This is a genomic window from Microcella flavibacter (assembly GCF_012530535.1).
Taxonomy (GTDB): Bacteria; Actinomycetota; Actinomycetes; order Actinomycetales; family Microbacteriaceae; genus Microcella; species Microcella flavibacter.
The window spans coordinates 394,981-410,807 of sequence record NZ_CP051299.1; the positions used below are offsets into that span (position 1 = coordinate 394,981).

At 71.1% G+C, this 15,827-nt stretch carries 15 protein-coding genes; 10 read left to right on the forward strand and 5 right to left on the reverse strand.

The annotated features are described in order from the left end of the window. Nucleotides 1–26: 26 nt before the first annotated feature. Nucleotides 27–482: a DUF4190 domain-containing protein gene (locus tag HGB54_RS01895; RefSeq protein ID WP_168914948.1), complete on the forward strand. Its 456-nt coding sequence runs from the start codon at nt 27–29 to the stop codon at nt 480–482. Between the two features lie 120 nt (nt 483–602). Here HGB54_RS01895 and HGB54_RS01900 read toward each other — a convergent pair whose 3' ends face one another. After that, nucleotides 603–1,781 (reverse strand): class I SAM-dependent methyltransferase, encoded by a 1,179-nt coding sequence (locus HGB54_RS01900; protein WP_168914949.1) that lies wholly within the window; start codon nt 1,779–1,781, stop codon nt 603–605. Nucleotides 1,782–1,932: 151 nt separating this feature from the next. Here HGB54_RS01900 and groES point away from each other — a divergent pair, with 151 nt between their 5' ends. The 4 genes from groES (at nt 1,933) to HGB54_RS01920 (ending at nt 5,755) form a co-directional block, all read left to right on the forward strand. Beyond that, on the forward strand, nt 1,933–2,229 hold the full coding sequence (gene groES, locus HGB54_RS01905) for a co-chaperone GroES (RefSeq protein WP_168914950.1): 297 nt from the start codon (nt 1,933–1,935) through the stop codon (nt 2,227–2,229). Between the two features lie 150 nt (nt 2,230–2,379). Continuing rightward, nucleotides 2,380–3,327, forward strand: a complete 948-nt coding sequence (gene rarD / locus HGB54_RS01910) for an EamA family transporter RarD (protein ID WP_168914951.1) — start codon at nt 2,380–2,382, stop codon at nt 3,325–3,327. A gap of 148 nt (nt 3,328–3,475) precedes the next feature. After that, on the forward strand, nt 3,476–4,276 hold the full coding sequence (locus HGB54_RS01915; protein WP_168914952.1) for an ABC transporter substrate-binding protein: 801 nt from the start codon (nt 3,476–3,478) through the stop codon (nt 4,274–4,276). Between the two features lie 210 nt (nt 4,277–4,486). Continuing rightward, nucleotides 4,487–5,755, forward strand: coding sequence for an ABC transporter substrate-binding protein (locus HGB54_RS01920; protein ID WP_168914953.1), 1,269 nt, complete (start codon nt 4,487–4,489; stop codon nt 5,753–5,755). Nucleotides 5,756–5,940: 185 nt separating this feature from the next. Here HGB54_RS01920 and HGB54_RS01925 read toward each other — a convergent pair whose 3' ends face one another. The 4 genes from HGB54_RS01925 to HGB54_RS01940 are packed head-to-tail and all read right to left on the reverse strand — an operon-like array spanning nt 5,941 to nt 9,875. Beyond that, nucleotides 5,941–6,657, reverse strand: coding sequence for an ABC transporter ATP-binding protein (locus HGB54_RS01925; protein ID WP_168914954.1), 717 nt, complete (start codon nt 6,655–6,657; stop codon nt 5,941–5,943). Nucleotides 6,658–6,685: 28 nt separating this feature from the next. Beyond that, nucleotides 6,686–7,615, reverse strand: a complete 930-nt coding sequence (locus tag HGB54_RS01930) for an ABC transporter ATP-binding protein (protein WP_168914955.1) — start codon at nt 7,613–7,615, stop codon at nt 6,686–6,688. Beyond that, complete coding sequence (locus HGB54_RS01935; protein ID WP_168916752.1) at nt 7,605–8,585, reverse strand: branched-chain amino acid ABC transporter permease; 981 nt, start codon at nt 8,583–8,585, stop codon at nt 7,605–7,607. The genes HGB54_RS01930 and HGB54_RS01935 overlap by 11 nt, the downstream gene beginning before the upstream one ends. 12 nt (nt 8,586–8,597) lie before the next feature. Next, on the reverse strand, nt 8,598–9,875 hold the full coding sequence (locus HGB54_RS01940; RefSeq protein ID WP_168914956.1) for a branched-chain amino acid ABC transporter permease: 1,278 nt from the start codon (nt 9,873–9,875) through the stop codon (nt 8,598–8,600). A 295-nt stretch (nt 9,876–10,170) separates the two neighbouring features. Between HGB54_RS01940 and guaB the strand changes: the two genes are divergently transcribed. The 5 genes from guaB to guaA all read left to right on the forward strand — a co-directional run bounded on the left by guaB (nt 10,171) and on the right by guaA (nt 15,764). Beyond that, nucleotides 10,171–11,673: an IMP dehydrogenase gene (gene guaB, locus HGB54_RS01945; protein ID WP_168914957.1), complete on the forward strand. Its 1,503-nt coding sequence runs from the start codon at nt 10,171–10,173 to the stop codon at nt 11,671–11,673. Between the two features lie 43 nt (nt 11,674–11,716). Further along, on the forward strand, nt 11,717–12,838 hold the full coding sequence (locus tag HGB54_RS01950; RefSeq protein WP_168914958.1) for a GuaB3 family IMP dehydrogenase-related protein: 1,122 nt from the start codon (nt 11,717–11,719) through the stop codon (nt 12,836–12,838). Nucleotides 12,839–12,954: 116 nt separating this feature from the next. Beyond that, the gene (locus HGB54_RS01955; protein ID WP_168914959.1) at nt 12,955–13,704 is read left to right on the forward strand and encodes an SURF1 family protein; all 750 of its coding nucleotides are present in this window, start codon (nt 12,955–12,957) and stop codon (nt 13,702–13,704) included. A gap of 9 nt (nt 13,705–13,713) precedes the next feature. After that, nucleotides 13,714–14,193, forward strand: coding sequence for a DUF3817 domain-containing protein (locus HGB54_RS01960; RefSeq protein WP_168914960.1), 480 nt, complete (start codon nt 13,714–13,716; stop codon nt 14,191–14,193). Beyond that, entirely contained in the window at nt 14,190–15,764 is a 1,575-nt protein-coding gene (gene guaA, locus HGB54_RS01965) for a glutamine-hydrolyzing GMP synthase (protein WP_168914961.1), read from the forward strand. Before HGB54_RS01960 ends, guaA begins: the two co-directional genes overlap by 4 nt. The last annotated feature ends 63 nt before the right edge of the window (nt 15,765–15,827 follow it).

Below are 15,827 nucleotides of genomic sequence, written 5' to 3' on the forward strand. Positions count from 1 at the left end.
CCACCCCAGCCCCAGGAGCACACCCCATGACCGACGTCCCTCCCGCACCGCAGCCGCCCGAGCAGCCGGCGACGCCCGGCGGAACCACGCCGCCGCCCGCCGCTCCGTCCGCCCCGGCCGCGAACCCCTACGCGCAGCAGTCCTCGGCGCCGTACGGCCAGCCCGTCGCCGCGCCCTACGGCGGCCAGGGCTACGGCGCTCCGCAGGAGAAGACGAACGTGCTCGCGATCGTGTCGCTCTGCCTCGGCATCGCGGCCTACGTGATCATCCCCTTCATCGGCTCGATCGGCGCGATCATCACCGGTCACATGGCGCTCGGCCAGATCAAGCGCACCGGCGAGAAGGGCCGCGGGATGGGCCTCGCCGGCCTCATCCTCGGCTACGTCGGCATCGCGCTGGGCCTGCTGCTCGTCATCGGCTTCATCGCGCTCATCGGCGTCGCCGGCACGGCGTCGTACAGCACCTTCGACGACTTCAGCTGACACTCACGCGTCACCCGACGGCCCGCTCGCGCACCCGCGCCGGCGGGCCGTCGTGCGCGCGGGCGCGCTAATCCGGGATGCGCAGCGCGGGCGGCGCGATCGGCCCGGCCGCGCGCGGCCTCAGTCGCAGCGCTCGACGAGCAGCGCCGCGCGCTCGCCCGCGAGGCGCGTCAGCACGAGCGTCGCCGAGCCCGAACCCGTCGGCTTGAGCTGCTTGCGGAACGCCGCCGGGTCGATGTCGACCCCGCGCTTCTTGATCTCGACGGTGCCGATGCCGCGCTGCTTCAGCTCGCGGCCGATGCGCTTGGCGTCGAGGGGCCATCGCTCCAGCACGCGGAACGCGCGGGCGAAGGGGGTGGGCTCGAGCCGGTCGGCGGTGATCCACGCGATGGTCTCGTCGAGCATCCGGCCGTCGAGGCGGCGCGCGAGGTCGCCGATCAGGCGGGCGCGGATGACAGCGCCGTCGGGCTCGTAGAGGTACTCGCCGAGCGCGCCGGCGGCCGCATCGGCGCTGTCCGCGGGGGCCGTCAGCTCGGCCGAGCCCTCGGCCGTGAGCACGAGCGCCGCGCGGCCGATGCCGTCGCGGGCGAGCGCGCCGCTCCACAGCACGAGCTCGACGACCTCGCCGCCGTCGCTCACCCACTGCGCCTCGAGGCCCTCGGGCAGCAGGGCGCGGTCCATGCCCGGGGCGAGCTTGATGCCGGTGGGGCGCTGCGCCGCGAGGGCGAGCGCCGCGTCGAGGCTCGGCGAGAAGTCGTCGGGGGCGGAGAGCCGGCGCGCGCCCTCCCGTCGGGCGGGGTCGAGCCAGAGCCCCTCGGCGCGCTCGACGTCGAAGGCCGTCGCGTCGCCGAGCTCGACGGTCGTGCGCACCCAGGGCGCGAGGTTGTACGAGGCCACGGCTGCGGTCGGCTCGTCGCGCTCGACGGCGGTCACGCGCAGGTCGAGGGCCGAGAAGGCCATGCTGTCGCCGCCGATGCCGCAGCCGAGATCCGCCACCGACCCGAGCCCGGCGGCGCGGTAGCGCCCCGCGTGCTGCGCCGCCACGGCGAGCCGGGAGGCCTGCTCGAGGCCGGGCGCGGTGAAGAGCATCCGCTCGGCGAAGGGGCCGAACTTCGCGACGGCCTTGCGGCGCAGCCGGTACTGGGTGAGCACGGCGGCGACGCGGGCGGGGGGATGCCCCTCCTTCCGCAACCGGCTGACGAGCCGCACGGCGTCGGGCGCGCCCTCGCTCGGCGGCAGCTGCTCGAGCAGCCCCAGCGCCTCGGGGGTCAGCAGCTCGCGCAGCTCGCTCGTGTCCATCCCCCGATCCTGCCAGGCGGGGTGCGCGCCGGGGCGCCGCGCTATTGGCACTCGGATTGCACGAGTGCTAATCCCTTGGGTACAGTGGAACTGGCACTCGCACCTCGAGTGTGCCAACTCCCTCATCGTCTTAGGAAAGAAGAGGTCAACCGTGTCGGTCTCCATCAAGCCGCTCGAAGATCGCATCGTCATCACGCAGGTCGAGGCGGAGCAGACCACCGCCTCCGGGCTCGTCATCCCCGACACCGCCAAGGAGAAGCCCCAGGAGGGCGAGGTCGTCGCCGTGGGCCCCGGCCGCATCGACGACAACGGCAACCGCGTGCCGCTCGACGTCGCCGTCGGCGACAAGGTCATCTACTCCAAGTACGGCGGAACCGAGGTCAAGTACGACGGCCAGGAGTACCTGGTGCTCTCGGCCCGCGACATCCTCGCGGTGATCGTCCGCTAGGACGCAACCCTCGCCGAACGGCCCCCGCTCCTCCTCGGAGGGCGGGGGCCGTTCGCATGCCGCAGCGGCGGGGATGCTCCCGTCGCGGCCCCGGCGGACGGTCGCCCGACGCGTCCGGGGCGGCGGTCGCGCGGGCGTACGCTGGCACTCGTGACCGAGCCCCGCCCCTCCTCCTCGGGCCTCCTGCTCGCGATCGGCGCCTACGGGCTGTGGGGCTTCCTGCCCGTCTACTTCCTGCTCCTCGCGCCGAGCGGGCCGATCGAGATCGTCGCCTGGCGCATCCTGCTCTCGCTCGTCTTCTGCGGGCTGCTCATCGCCGTCATGCGCGGCTCGAGCGGCGTCGGCCGGCTCGTGCGCGACCCGCGCATCCTCAAGCTCAGCCTGCTGGCGGGCATCCTCATCGCCGTCAACTGGCACGTGTACCTCTACGCCTCGCTCAACGGCTTCATCGTCGAGGCCGCGCTCGGCTACTTCATCAACCCGATCGTCACCGTCGCCCTCGGCGTGGTGCTGCTGCGCGAGCGCCTGCGCCCCGGCCAGTGGGCCGCGGTCGGCATCAGCATCGTGGCCGTCATCGTGCTCGCGGTCGGCTACGGCGAGCTGCCGTGGATCTCGCTCGTGCTCGCCTTCTCGTTCGGCTTCTACGGCTACGTCAAGAACCGCATGGGCACCGCCGTCACCCCCGTCGGCGGGCTCACGCTCGAGACGGCCTGGCTCGTGCCCATCGCGATCGCCGAGCTCGTCTGGGTCGCGAGCCTCGGCGGCGGCATCACCCTCGGGCAGGAGGGCGCCGGCCACGCCGTGCTGCTCGCACTCGCGGGCGTCGTCACCGCCGTGCCGCTGCTGCTCTTCGCGGCCGCCGCACGCCGCCTGCCGCTCTCGGTGATGGGATTCATCCAGTACTTCGCGCCGCTGCTGCAGTTCGCCTTCGGGGTGTTCGTCATGAACGAGCCCATGCCGCCCGAGCGCTGGGCCGGCTTCGCGCTGGTGTGGGTGGCCCTGGTGGTGCTCACAGTCGAGGCGATCCGGCACCGGCGCCGGTCGCGGCGGCCGCAGCCCGCGCCGATGCCCGAGACCGGGCCCGTCACGACCGTGTGACGAGGGCGGTTCGGGATGCCGCTGCCGGGCATCCCTCGCCCCCTCAGGCGCGGCGCGCACCCGGTGCCGCAACCCGGCAGTAGCGTGCTGGCGACGGCCGCGCGCTCCGCGGCCGCCGTCGAAGCTCCTCTGCTGGAAGGACCGGCCCATGCGCCTCCTCACCGCCGTGCTCGCCTCGGCCGTCGCCCTTGCGCTCGCCGTCTCGCTGGCCGCGTGCACGCCGGCCGCGCCGGAGCTCGAGACCGTCGCGGAGCCGAGCCCGACCCCGACCGCCGTCGCACCCGAGCCCGCCGGCGACGGCGTGCTGCGCGTCGCCACCCTGCTGCCGAGCCCCGGCGATCTGGCCGGTACCGCGCCCGCGCGGATCGCCGCCGTCGAGGCCGCCGTGCGCGACCTCAACGCCGCCTCGGGCGTGCTCGGCGCCCCCGTCGAGGTGCTGCACCGCTCGGCCGGCACCGCCGAGGGCGACCAGCTCGACGCCGCGTTCGCCGACCTCGTCGCGCGCGGCGTCGACGTCGTCATCGGTCCCGCCGATGCCGCGCTCGTCGAGCGGATGCTCCCGCTCGCGACGGCGGCGGGCGTCGCCGTGATCGTGCCCGCCTTCGACGGCGCCGCCGCCACGGCGGGCGAGGAGGCCGACGAGTCCCTCGCGCAGCGGCTGCGGCAGTCGGATCCGGCGGTGCAGTCGACCGCCTCCGCACCCGAGGCGTACGACGCCGTCGTGCTCGCCGCCCTCGCGGCCGTGCTCGCCGACGACGACGCCGGGGTCTCGATTGCCTTCGCCATCCCTTCGGCACTGGCCGGAGGCATCCCCTGCGCCTCGTACGGCGCCTGCCTCGCGGTGCTCGAGACCGAGCCCGTCATCCTCCTCGAAGGCCGCACGGGAGGGCTGACGGCCGCCGAGGCGCCCGGATCCGACGGTCTCGTGGTGGGGCTCGCCGCGAGCTGATCGATCGGCGCCGGTGATGCGGAATCCGTCGCGCCGGGGCCGCAGAGCGACAGAATCCGTACCCGCGAACGGGGGGTTCGCTCGTTTCCCGGTGTTACAGGGATGTAATGCCAGCGTATTGTGCGCGTGCCCCGCCCCCCGTACGGTGACAGGACGGCGACGGCGCCATGTCGTCGCTTCCTGAACACATTCCCTTACGCAAGGAGCACCATGGGCGTTTTCACCACGGCTAAGGCCGGCCGCTCGCGCGGCGCCAAGGCAGCACTGAGCGGCTTCGCTCTTCTCGGCGCCAGCGCCCTCATCCTCAGCGGCTGCGCGGCGACCCCCGCCGCCGAGGAGACCACGGACGAGCCGACGGGCCCCCGCGAGGACCTCACGCTCAACATCGGCACGATCCTCCCGCAGTCGGGTGCGCTCGCGTTCCTCGGCCCGCCCGAGGAGGCCGGTGTCGCTCTCGCCGTGCAGGAGATCAACGACGCCGGTCTCGGCATCGAGATCAACCCGATCTACCGCGACTCCGGCGACACCACCACCGACACCGCCACCGTCTCGGTGACCGACCTCCTCTCGCAGGACGTCTCGGCCATCATCGGCGCGGCCTCGTCGGGCGTCTCCTTCACGGTCATCGACCAGATCACCGGCGCCGGCGTCGTGCACTTCTCGCCCGCCAACACCTCGCCCGACTTCACCACCTACGAGGACGACGGTCTCTACTTCCGCACCGCCCCGAGCGACCTGCTGCAGGGCGAGGTGCTCGGCAACGAGATCGCGGCCGACGGCAACTCGACCCTGGGTCTGCTCGTCCTCAACGACGCCTACGGCACCGGCCTCGCGGCCGCGCTGACCGAGACGTTCGAGGCGGCCGGCGGCGAGGTCGTCGCCGAGGAGCTCTTCAACGAGGGCGACACCAGCTTCGACGCGCAGATCTCGTCGATCACGGCGGCCGACCCCGACGCGATCGCGGTCATCACCTTCGACCAGGCCAAGGTCGTCGTGCCGTCGCTCGTCGGCGCCGGCTACCCGGGCGAGAACCTGTACTTCGTCGACGGCAACCTCGCCGACTACAGCGCCGACTTCGAGCCCGGACTGGTCGAGGGCGCCAAGGGCACCCTTCCCGGCCCGGCACTGGACGACTCCTTCCAGGAGCGTCTGCTCGAGGTCGACCCCGAGCTCGATGACTTCAGCTACTCGGCCGAGTCGTACGACGCCGTCATCCTCATCGCGCTGGCTGCGCTCGCCGCCAACTCGACCGAGGGCGCCGACATCGCGGCCCAGCTGCAGGAGGTCTCCGGTGGTTCCGGCGACGGTGAGACCGCGACCGACTTCGCGTCGGCCGCGCAGATCATCCTCGACGGCGGCACGGTCGACTACGACGGCCCCTCCGGCCCGGTGACGTTCGACGAGAACGGCGACCCGACCGAGGCGACCATCGGCATCTACCAGTACCTCGCCGACAACACCTACGAGCGCATCAACTAGTCACAGCAGCTAGGCGATCGTTCGCCGAAGGGCCCCGGCTTCGTGCCGGGGCCCTTCTTCGTGCGCGGGGCGCCGGCGCAGCATCCCGGATCGGACCGCGAGGGACTGCCGCCCACCGACGCAGGCGCAACGACGAGGGCCCCGCCGGATCGCTCCAGCGGGGCCCTCGTCGCGTCGTGCGGCGCCTAGTCCTGGCCGAGCGTGCCCAGGTAGAGGCCGATGACCTTGGGGTCGTTCAGCAGCTCGCGGCCGCTGCCCTCGTAGGCGTCGCGGCCCTGGTCGAGCACGTAGCCGCGGTCGCAGATCTGCAGGCAGCGACGGGCGTTCTGCTCGACCATGATGGTCGTGACGCCCGCCTTGTTGATCTCCTTGACGCGGATGAACGCCTCGTCCTGGCGGACGGGGGAGAGGCCGGCGCTCGGCTCGTCGAGCAGGATGACCTCGGGGCTCATCATGAGCGCGCGGCTCATGGCGACCATCTGGCGCTCGCCGCCCGAGAGGGAGCCGGCGCGCTGCGGGAGCCGCTTGCCGAGCTCGGGGAAGATCGCCGTGACGAACTCGAGCCGCCCCTGGAACTCCTTGGGCTTCAGGAAGATGCCCATCTCCAGGTTCTCCTGGATGGTGAGGGTCGGGAAGACATTGTTCGTCTGGGGCACGAAGCCGACGCCCTTGGCGACGAGCTTGTTCGCCTTGAGGTTGGTGATCTCGTCGCCGTAGAGCGAGATCGTGCCCTCGCGCACCTTCACGAGGCCGAAGATCGCCTTCAGCAGCGTCGACTTGCCGGCGCCGTTCGGGCCGATGATGCCGATGAGCTCACCGGCGCGCGCGGTGAGCGAGCACTCGTTGAGGATGTTGACGCCGGGCACGTAGCCCGCGGTGACGCGGTCGACGTGGACGACCATCGCTCGGGTGTCCACCGGCGTCGCCGCTTCAGTGCTTGGATTCGTCGGCGTCGTCATCGGCCAGCTCCTTGATCGCGTCGACGACCCCGGTGTCGAGGTCGCCCAGGTCGGTGTCGTGGTGCGAGCCGAGGTAGGCGTCGATCACGGCCGGGTTCGCCATGACCTCGTGCGGGTCGCCCTCGGCGACCACCTTGCCCTCGGCCATCACGATCACCCAGTCGGCGATGTGGCGCACCATGTGCATGTCGTGCTCGACGAAGAGCACGGTCATGCCCTCCGTCTTGAGGTTCAGGATGTGGTCGAGCAGGCTCTGCGTCAGCGCGGGGTTCACGCCGGCCATGGGCTCGTCGAGCATCACGAGGCTCGGCTCGCTCATGAGGGCGCGCGCCATCTCGAGCAGCTTGCGCTGCCCGCCGGAGAGGCTGGCCGCGTAGTCGTCCTTCTTGGCGTCGAGCTTGAAGCGCGCGAGCAGGTCCATCGCCCGCGCCTCGATCTCCTGCTCCTGCTTGCGCCAGATCCACGGGAAGAGGGCGCGGAGCAGGCTCTCGCCGCTCTGGCCCTTCGCGCCGAGCTTCATGTTGTCGAGCACGGTCAGCAGGCCGAGCGCCTTCGTCAGCTGGAAGGTGCGCACCTGACCGCGCCGGGCGACCTTGAAGGCCGGGATGCCCGAGATCGACTTGTCGTCGAAGGTCCAGGCCCCCGTGTCGGGCTTGTCGAAGCCGGTCAGCAGGTTGAAGAGCGTCGTCTTGCCGGCGCCGTTCGGGCCGATGAGCGCGGTGATGGCGCCGCGGGGGATCTCGAGGTGCTCGACGTCGACCGCGGTGAGGCCGCCGAAGCGCCGCGTGATGTTGTCGGCGACGATGATCGGGTCGACCTTCTTGACCCCGGGAGCCGGCTCGCCGATGTGGAGGCCGGTGGACTTGATCGGGGCGCCCTGGGCGCCAGCGCTACTTGACAAAGGCCAGCTCCTTCTTGTTCCCGAATATGCCTTGCGGTCTGTAGATCACGATCGCCATGATCGCGATGCCCACGAGGATGAAGCGAAGCTGACCGGCCTGGACGTTCGTCATGAAGGGCAGCCAGTCCGCCTCGACGGCGCGGGCGATGAAGCCCGAGAAGAACGACAGCAGCACCCAGAAGATGATCGAGCCGACGATCGGGCCGAGCACGGTCGCGGCGCCGCCGAGCAGCAGGATCGCGTAGATGAAGAAGGTCAGCGAGGTCTGGTAGTTCGAGGGCACGACCGCGCGGGGCAGGATGAAGATCATGCCGGCGAGCGAGCCGAAGACGCCGCCCAGCACCAGCGACTGCATCTTGTAGTAGTAGACGTTCTTGCCGAGCGCGCGCACGGCGTCCTCGTCCTCGCGGATGCCCTTGATGACGCGGCCCCACGGGCTCTTGATCAGGCGCCAGGTGATGATCGCCGCGATGATGACGACCGACCAGCCGACGATGCGCAGCCACCAGTCGTACTCGTTGTAGACCCACGGGCCGAAGCCGTAGGTGCCCTCGGGGATGGGGTTCGTCGCGGCGAAGCCGTTCTTGTAGCCCTGCAGGCCGTTCGCCGAGCCCGTGATGGGCTCGAAGGTGTTCGTCGTGAACAGCAGCCGCACGATCTCGGCCGCGGCGATCGTCACGATGGCGAGGTAGTCGGCCCGCAGCCGCAGCGTCGGGATGCCGAGGATGAGCCCGAAGACGACGGAGGCGAGGACGCCGGTGAGGATCGCGGCCCAGATGGGCGCGTCGAAGCTCAGGGTCGCGATGGCGAAGCCGTAGGCCCCGAGCATCATGAAGCCCGCCTGACCGAAGTTCAGTAGGCCGGTGAAGCCGAAGTGGATCGCCAGGCCCAGGGCGGCGAGCGCGTACGCCGCCGTCGTGGGGCTGATGATCTCCTGCGCGGCGTTGGAGATGATTTGCAACCAGTCGATCATGGGGGTCTCCTAGCCGATTCGTTCTTTGCGACCGAGGATGCCCTGCGGGCGCAGGAGCAGAACGAGGATGAGAATGACGAGCGCTCCGACGTACTTCATGTCGGCCGGGATGATCAGCGTCGACATCTCGACGAAGAAGCCGACGATGAGCGAGCCGACGAGGGCGCCGAACGCCGTGCCGAGACCGCCGAGGGTCACGGCGGCGAAGGTCAGCAGCAGGATCTGGAAGCCCATGTCCCAGCTGACACCGGGTCGGAAGTAGGCCCACAGGATGCCCGAGAGCCCGGCGAGCCCGCCCGCCATCACCCACACGATGCGGATGACGCGGTCGACGTCGATGCCCGAGGCGGCGGCGAGCGAGGGGTTGTCGGAGACGGCGCGGGTGGCCTTGCCGATGCGGGTCTTGAGCAGGAAGTAGGCCACGGCGAGCAGCACGATGATCGAGATCGCCATCGAGCCGACGTCGATCCAGGAGAGGCCGAAGACGCCGATCGACAGCGTCGAGTCGGTCGCGCCGGGCAGCTGCGAGGTGCCGCCGCCGACGAAGTACTGGTAGACGTAGCGCACGGCGAGCGAGAGGCCGATCGAGACGATCATCATCGGGATGAGGCCGACGCCGCGGGCGCGGAGCGGCCGCCAGAGGGCCGCGTCGTTGACCCAGCCGAGCCCCGCGCTGAGCACGAGCGCGATGGGGATCGCGATCCAGATCGGCATGCCCAGGATCGAGCCGAAGAGCAGGGTCATGAGCCCGCCGAAGGTGATGAGCTCGGCGTGGGCGAAGTTGCTGAGGCCCGTCGTGCCGAAGATCAACGAGAGGCCGATGGCGGCGAGCGCCAGGAGCAGGCCGAAGTTCAAGCCGTTGAACACCCGCTCGAGCACCTGGTCGGCGAGGCTGACGGTGTTGCGCTCGCCCTCGCCGATGAAGAAGTTGGCGACGGTGCTGCCGCTCGGCCCGATGGTGACGTCGCGCACGTTGGGGGTGTCGTCGAGGCCCTCCTCGTCGATGACGGCGATGCCCTCGGGCAGCGTCTCCTCGTCGAGGGTGACGGAGTAGTCACCGTTCTCGGGCACGCCAACGGCCCAGCGGCCCTCGGCGTCCGTCTCGACCTCGACGTCGAAGCCGTTGCCCTCGATGACGAGCAGCACGTCCTCGAGGGGCTCGCCGTCGAGCTGCACGTTGCCCACCACGCGGAAGTCGTACTCGTCGAGCCCGACCTCGTCGGCCATGGCGGGGGATGCCCCCGCGAACGTCAGCGCGGCGAGCGCTGCCACGAAGATGCCGGCCATCAGGCGGGGTGCACGGCGCGGGTGCGGTCTGCCAGCAGCGTGTGCCACGAAACCTCCAGGTCGTTTCGGGTGAGGCGCGCGGCCCCGCGGGCCGGACGGCCCGATTCGTCGACGGTGACGATACGGATCCGATGTTGCATCCGTGTTTCCACTGACGGTATCCGAACCCGGCCCGTCATTATGGCCTCGGAATACGTCGGCGTCGAAATCGTTAAGATGGAGCACCGGCATCCAGCGCAGCATCCGGGCCCACTGCCGCACCCGCACGGCACCTTCTTCGCTTACAAGGGGACTCATGGACCAGCCCGACCCGTTCGGCTTCATCGGACTCACCTACGACGACGTGATGCTGCTGCCGGCGCACACCGACGTGATCCCCTCCGAGGCGGAGACGGGCTCGCAGCTCACCCGCCGCATCCGGGTCTTCGCCCCGCTCCTCTCCTCCGCCATGGACACCGTCACCGAGGCGCGCATGGCGATCGCCATGGCCCGCCAGGGCGGCATCGGCGTGCTGCACCGCAACCTCTCCATCGAGGATCAGGCCGCGCAGGTCGACAAGGTCAAGCGCTCCGAGTCGGGCATGATCACGAACCCCGTCACGACGACCCCCGACGCGACCGTCGCCGAGGTCGACGAGCTCTGCGGCCGCTTCCGCATCTCCGGCGTGCCCGTTGTGGAGGGCGACGGCACCCTCGTCGGCATCGTCACCAACCGCGACATGCGCTTCGTCTCGCGCTTCGAGGCCGCGACCACCCTCGTGCGCGACGTCATGACCGCCGCCCCGCTCGTCACCGGCCGCCCCGGCATCGGGCAGGACGAGGTGCTCGCGCTCTTCGCCCAGCACAAGATCGAGAAGCTGCCGCTCGTCGACGACGACGGCCGCCTCACCGGTCTCATCACCGTCAAGGACTTCGACAAGAGCGAGCAGTACCCGAACGCCACGAAGGATTCCGAGGGCCGCCTGCGGGTCGCCGCGGCGATCGGCTTCTTCGGCGACGCGTGGGAGCGCGCCGAGGCGCTGCGCGACGCCGGCGTCGACATCCTCGTCGTCGATACCGCGAACGGCGACAGCAGCGGGGTACTCGAGATCATCCGCCGCCTCAAGTCCGACCCCTCCTTCGCCCACATCGACGTGATCGGCGGCAACGTCGCCACCCGCACGGGGGCGCAGGCCCTGGTGGATGCCGGCGCGGACGCCGTGAAGGTCGGCGTCGGCCCCGGCTCCATCTGCACGACCCGCGTCGTGGCGGGCGTGGGGGTGCCTCAGGTCACGGCCGTGTACGAGGCCTCGCTGGCGGCCCGGCCGGCCGGCGTGCCCGTCATCGCCGACGGCGGCCTGCAGTACTCGGGCGACATCGCGAAGGCGATCGTGGCCGGCGCCGACACGGTGATGCTCGGCTCGCTGCTCGCGGGCACCGACGAGAGCCCGGGCGACCTCATCTTCGTCAACGGCAAGCAGTTCAAGTCGTACCGCGGCATGGGCTCGCTCGGCGCGCTGCAGACCCGCGGCAAGAAGACCTCCTACTCGCGCGACCGCTACTTCCAGGCCGACGTGCCGAGCGATGAGCAGCTCATCGCCGAGGGCATCGAGGGCCAGGTGCCCTACCGCGGCCCCGTCGGCTCGGTCGTCTACCAGCTGCTCGGCGGCCTGCGGCAGTCGATGTTCTACACCGGCGCGCGCACGATCGACGAGCTCAAGATGCGCGGCAAGTTCGTGCGCATCACGGCCGCCGGTCTCAAGGAGTCGCACCCCCACGACATCCAGATGGTCGTCGAGGCGCCGAACTACCGCCGCTAGCTGCGCGCCGGGAGGCCTCGGCACCGCCCGCTAGGCTTGCCGGGTGACGGAGATCGAGATCGGCCGAGGCAAGCGGGCACGGAGGGCGTACTCCTTCGACGACATCGCGGTGGTGCCGAGCAGGCGCACGCGCGACCCCCAGGACGTCTCGATCTCGTGGACGATCGACGCGCTGACCTTCGAGATCCCGGTGCTCGCCGCGCCCATGGACTCCGTCGTGAGCCCCGCCACCGCGATCGCGATCGGGCGCCTCGGCGGCCTCGGCGTGCTCGACCTCGAAGGCCTCTGGACCCGCTACGAGGATGCCGAGCACCAGCTCGCCCGCATCCACGAGCTCGACCCCTCCCACGCCACGGCCGAGATGCAGCGGCTCTACGCCGAGCCCATCAAGCCCGAGCTCATCAGCGCGCGCCTCGCCGAGATCCGCGCCGCGGGCGTGCCCGTCGCCGGCGCACTCAGCCCGCAGCGCACGCAGGAGCACCACCAGGCGGTCATCGACGCCGGCGTCGACCTGTTCGTCATCCGCGGCACCACGGTGAGCGCTGAGCACGTGTCGAAGTCGACCGAGCCCCTCAACCTCAAGAAGTTCATCTACGAGCTCGACGTGCCCGTCATCGTCGGCGGCGCCGCGACGTACACCGCGGCGCTGCACCTCATGCGCACGGGCGCGGCCGGGGTGCTCGTCGGCTTCGGCGGGGGTGCTGCGAGCACGACGCGCCTCAGCCTGGGCATCCACGCGCCGATGGCGACCGCGGTGAGCGACGTCGCCGCCGCCCGCCGCGACTACATGGACGAGTCGGGCGGCCGCTACGTGCACGTCATCGCCGACGGCGGCCTCGGCACGAGCGGCGACATCGTGAAGGCGGTCGCGATGGGCGCCGACGCGGTCATGCTCGGCTCGGCGCTCGCGCAGTCGACGGATGCTCCCGGCAAGGGCTGGCACTGGGGCGCCGAGGCGCACCACGGCGAGCTGCCGCGCGGCGAGCGCGTGCGCGTCGGCCAGCTGGCCCCGCTCGAGCAGCTGCTCTTCGGCCCCAGCCACCTCGCCGACGGCCAGGTGAACCTCATGGGCGCCCTGCGCCGCTCGATGGCGACGACCGGGTACTCCGACCTCAAGGAGTTCCAGCGCGTCGAGGTCGTCGTCGCGCCGTACCGCTCGCGGTAGCCGCCGGCCCGCTCGGCACGACCCCGGATCGGTCCGCCGCTCGCGGGCGCTCCTCAGCACGCCCCGGCTACCCTTATCGGGTCGTCGTCATCCGCTCAGAGAGGGTCCCCGCCGCCGTGTGGAGCATCGCCCGCCGCCCCAAGTGGATCGCCCTGCTCGTGCTGGCCCTCGGCGTCGCCGCGGCCTTCGCGGCCCTCGGCCAGTGGCAGTTCGAGCGGTCGGTCGACGCCGCGACGGTCGTCGAGCGCGACACCGAGTCGGCCGTGCCGCTCGACAGCATCGCCGAGCCGCAGCAGATCATGACCTCTGACGCGAGCGGCCGCATCGTCACGGTGAGCGGTAGCTGGGTCGAGGGCGACGACGTCGTCGTCACCGGCCGCGAGAGCGCGGGCGAGCCCGGCGACTGGATCGTGCGCCACTTCGCCACCGATGAGGGCGCGAGCCTCGCCGTCGCGGTCGGCTACGTCGAGCCCGGCGAGGGGATGCCCGAGCTCCCGACCGGCGAGGCGCAGCTCACCGGCCGCTACGTTCCGAGCGAGTCGCCGCAGCAGAGCGACTTCGAGGCGGGGGAGCGCACCGTCATCGCGGTCGCCGACCTCATCAACCTGTGGCAGCAGGCCGACCTCGTCTACGCCGGCTACCTGACGCTGACGGATGCCCCCGCCGGGGTCGAGGCCATCGCCGCCCCGCCGCCCGAGCTCGACGCCGAGCTCAACCTGCTGAACCTCTTCTACGCGCTCGAGTGGGTCATCTTCGGCGGCTTCGCCGTCTACCTCTGGTGGCGCCTCGTGAAGGACGAGTGGGAGAAGGAGCAGGAGCTCCAGCGGCAGCCGGCCGCGGAGGAAGCGCTCGACGCCCGGCCCTAAACTGACTGCATGGCGATCGGCCCGAAGGCTTCTGACATCCCCCTCATCCGGCGCACGCTCGCGGTCTACAAGGTGTCGTCGGTGCTCACCGGCACCTTCCTCATCGGCCTCGTCGTGATGATGATCACGCGGTACGGCTTCGACCGCGACATCGAGCTCAACGGCCCGAGCGGGTTCCTCGCGCTCAGCCCCGTCGACACCCTCACGGGCATCAACGTGTCGATCTTCCTGCTGGCCGTGCACGGCTGGCTCTACGTGCTCTACCTCGGCTGCGACTTCGTGCTCTGGCGCGTGGCGTACCGGGGCATGCACCCGCAGCCCTTCCTCAAGTTCCTCTGGATCGCCATGGGCGGCATCATCCCCTTCCTCTCCTTCGTCTTCGAGCGCCAGGTGCCGCGCGAGGTCGAGGCGATCATCGACCGCATCGAGCAGCCCGCCGGCCCGGCATCCTCCGGCCCCGGCCCGACCAGCCAGGAGGCCCCCGCGTGAGCGAGACCGACCACCGCCCCGTCCTCGTCGTCGACTTCGGCGCCCAGTACGCGCAGCTCATCGCGCGCCGCGTGCGCGAGGCCAACGTCTACAGCGAGATCGTGCCGCACACGATCTCGGCAGAGGAGGTCGCGGCCCGCAACCCCGCCGGCATCGTGCTGAGCGGGGGGCCGTCGAGCGTCTACGAGCCGGGCTCGCCCGACCTCGATCCGGGCATCCTGCAGCTCGGCGTGCCCGTCATGGGCATCTGCTACGGGTTCCAGGTGATGGCGAAGCAGCTCGGCGGCGAGGTCGCCAAGACCGGCCGCCGCGAGTACGGCGCCACCCCGATGACGGTGCACGGCGACGGCGGCGCGCTGCTCGACGGGCAGCCCGAGGCGCAGACCACCTGGATGAGCCACGGCGACTCGGTGTCGAAGGCGCCGGAGGGCTTCGCCGTGCTCGCGAGCACCGCCGACACCCCGGTCGCCGCGTTCGCGAGCGATGAGCGCCGGCTCTACGGCGTGCAGTGGCATCCGGAGGTGAAGCACTCCGAGTTCGGGCAGCGCGTGCTCGAGAACTTCCTGCACCGCGCGGCGGGCATCCCGGGTGATTGGAACAGCGGCAACGTCATCGCCGAGCAGGTGGAGCGCATCCGCGCACAGGTCGGCTCGGCCCGCGTGATCTGCGGCCTCTCCGGCGGCGTCGACAGCGCGGTCGCCGCGGCGATCGTGCACGAAGCGGTCGGCGACCAGCTCGTCTGCGTCTTCGTCGACCACGGCCTGCTGCGCGCCGACGAGCGCCGCCAGGTCGAGGAGGACTACGTCGCCGCGACCGGCATCCGCCTGGTGACGGTGGATGCCCGGCAGCAGTTCATGGACGCGCTCGCCGGCGTCACCGATCCCGAGCAGAAGCGCAAGATCATCGGTCGGGAGTTCATCCGCACCTTCGAGAACGCGGCCGAGGCGCTCGTGCTCGAGGCCCAGGGCGAGGGCGAGAAGGTCGAGTTCCTCGTGCAGGGCACCCTGTACCCCGACGTGGTCGAGTCGGGCGGCGGCTCGGGCACCGCCAACATCAAGAGCCACCACAACGTCGGCGGTCTGCCCGACGATCTGCAGTTCCAGCTCGTCGAGCCGCTGCGCACCCTCTTCAAGGACGAGGTGCGCGCCATCGGCCGCGAGCTCGGCCTGCCCGAGCCGATCGTCGGCCGCCAGCCGTTCCCCGGGCCGGGCCTCGGCATCCGCATCATCGGCGAGGTCACCGAGCACCGTCTCGAAATCCTGCGCCACGCCGACGCGATCGCCCGCGAGGAGCTCACCGCGGCCGGCCTCGACGGCGAGATCTGGCAGTGCCCGGTCGTGCTGCTCGCCGACGTGCGCTCGGTGGGCGTGCAGGGCGACGGCCGCACCTACGGCCACCCGATCGTGCTGCGCCCCGTCTCGAGCGAGGACGCCATGACGGCGGACTGGACGCGCCTGCCCTACGACGTGCTCGCCCGCATCTCGAACCGCATCACCAACGAGGTCTCGGACGTCAACCGGGTCGTGCTCGACGTCACGTCGAAGCCGCCGGGGACCATTGAATGGGAATAGTTTCCCGGCTCGGGTGAGCCGCTGAGGAACGGGTTCCGACTCCTGGAACGAAGAAAGGGCCGC

Coding starts and splice junctions, on each gene's coding strand:
- HGB54_RS01895 (WP_168914948.1), top strand. CDS start 27: ATGACCGACGTCCCTCCCGCACCGCAGCCGCCCGAGCAGCCGGCGACG.
- HGB54_RS01900 (WP_168914949.1), bottom strand. CDS start 1,781: ATGGACACGAGCGAGCTGCGCGAGCTGCTGACCCCCGAGGCGCTGGGG.
- HGB54_RS01915 (WP_168914952.1), top strand. CDS start 3,476: ATGCGCCTCCTCACCGCCGTGCTCGCCTCGGCCGTCGCCCTTGCGCTC.
- HGB54_RS01920 (WP_168914953.1), top strand. CDS start 4,487: ATGGGCGTTTTCACCACGGCTAAGGCCGGCCGCTCGCGCGGCGCCAAG.
- HGB54_RS01925 (WP_168914954.1), bottom strand. CDS start 6,657: ATGGTCGTCCACGTCGACCGCGTCACCGCGGGCTACGTGCCCGGCGTC.
- HGB54_RS01940 (WP_168914956.1), bottom strand. CDS start 9,875: ATGGCCGGCATCTTCGTGGCAGCGCTCGCCGCGCTGACGTTCGCGGGG.
- guaB (WP_168914957.1), top strand. CDS start 10,171: ATGGACCAGCCCGACCCGTTCGGCTTCATCGGACTCACCTACGACGAC.
- HGB54_RS01960 (WP_168914960.1), top strand. CDS start 13,714: ATGGCGATCGGCCCGAAGGCTTCTGACATCCCCCTCATCCGGCGCACG.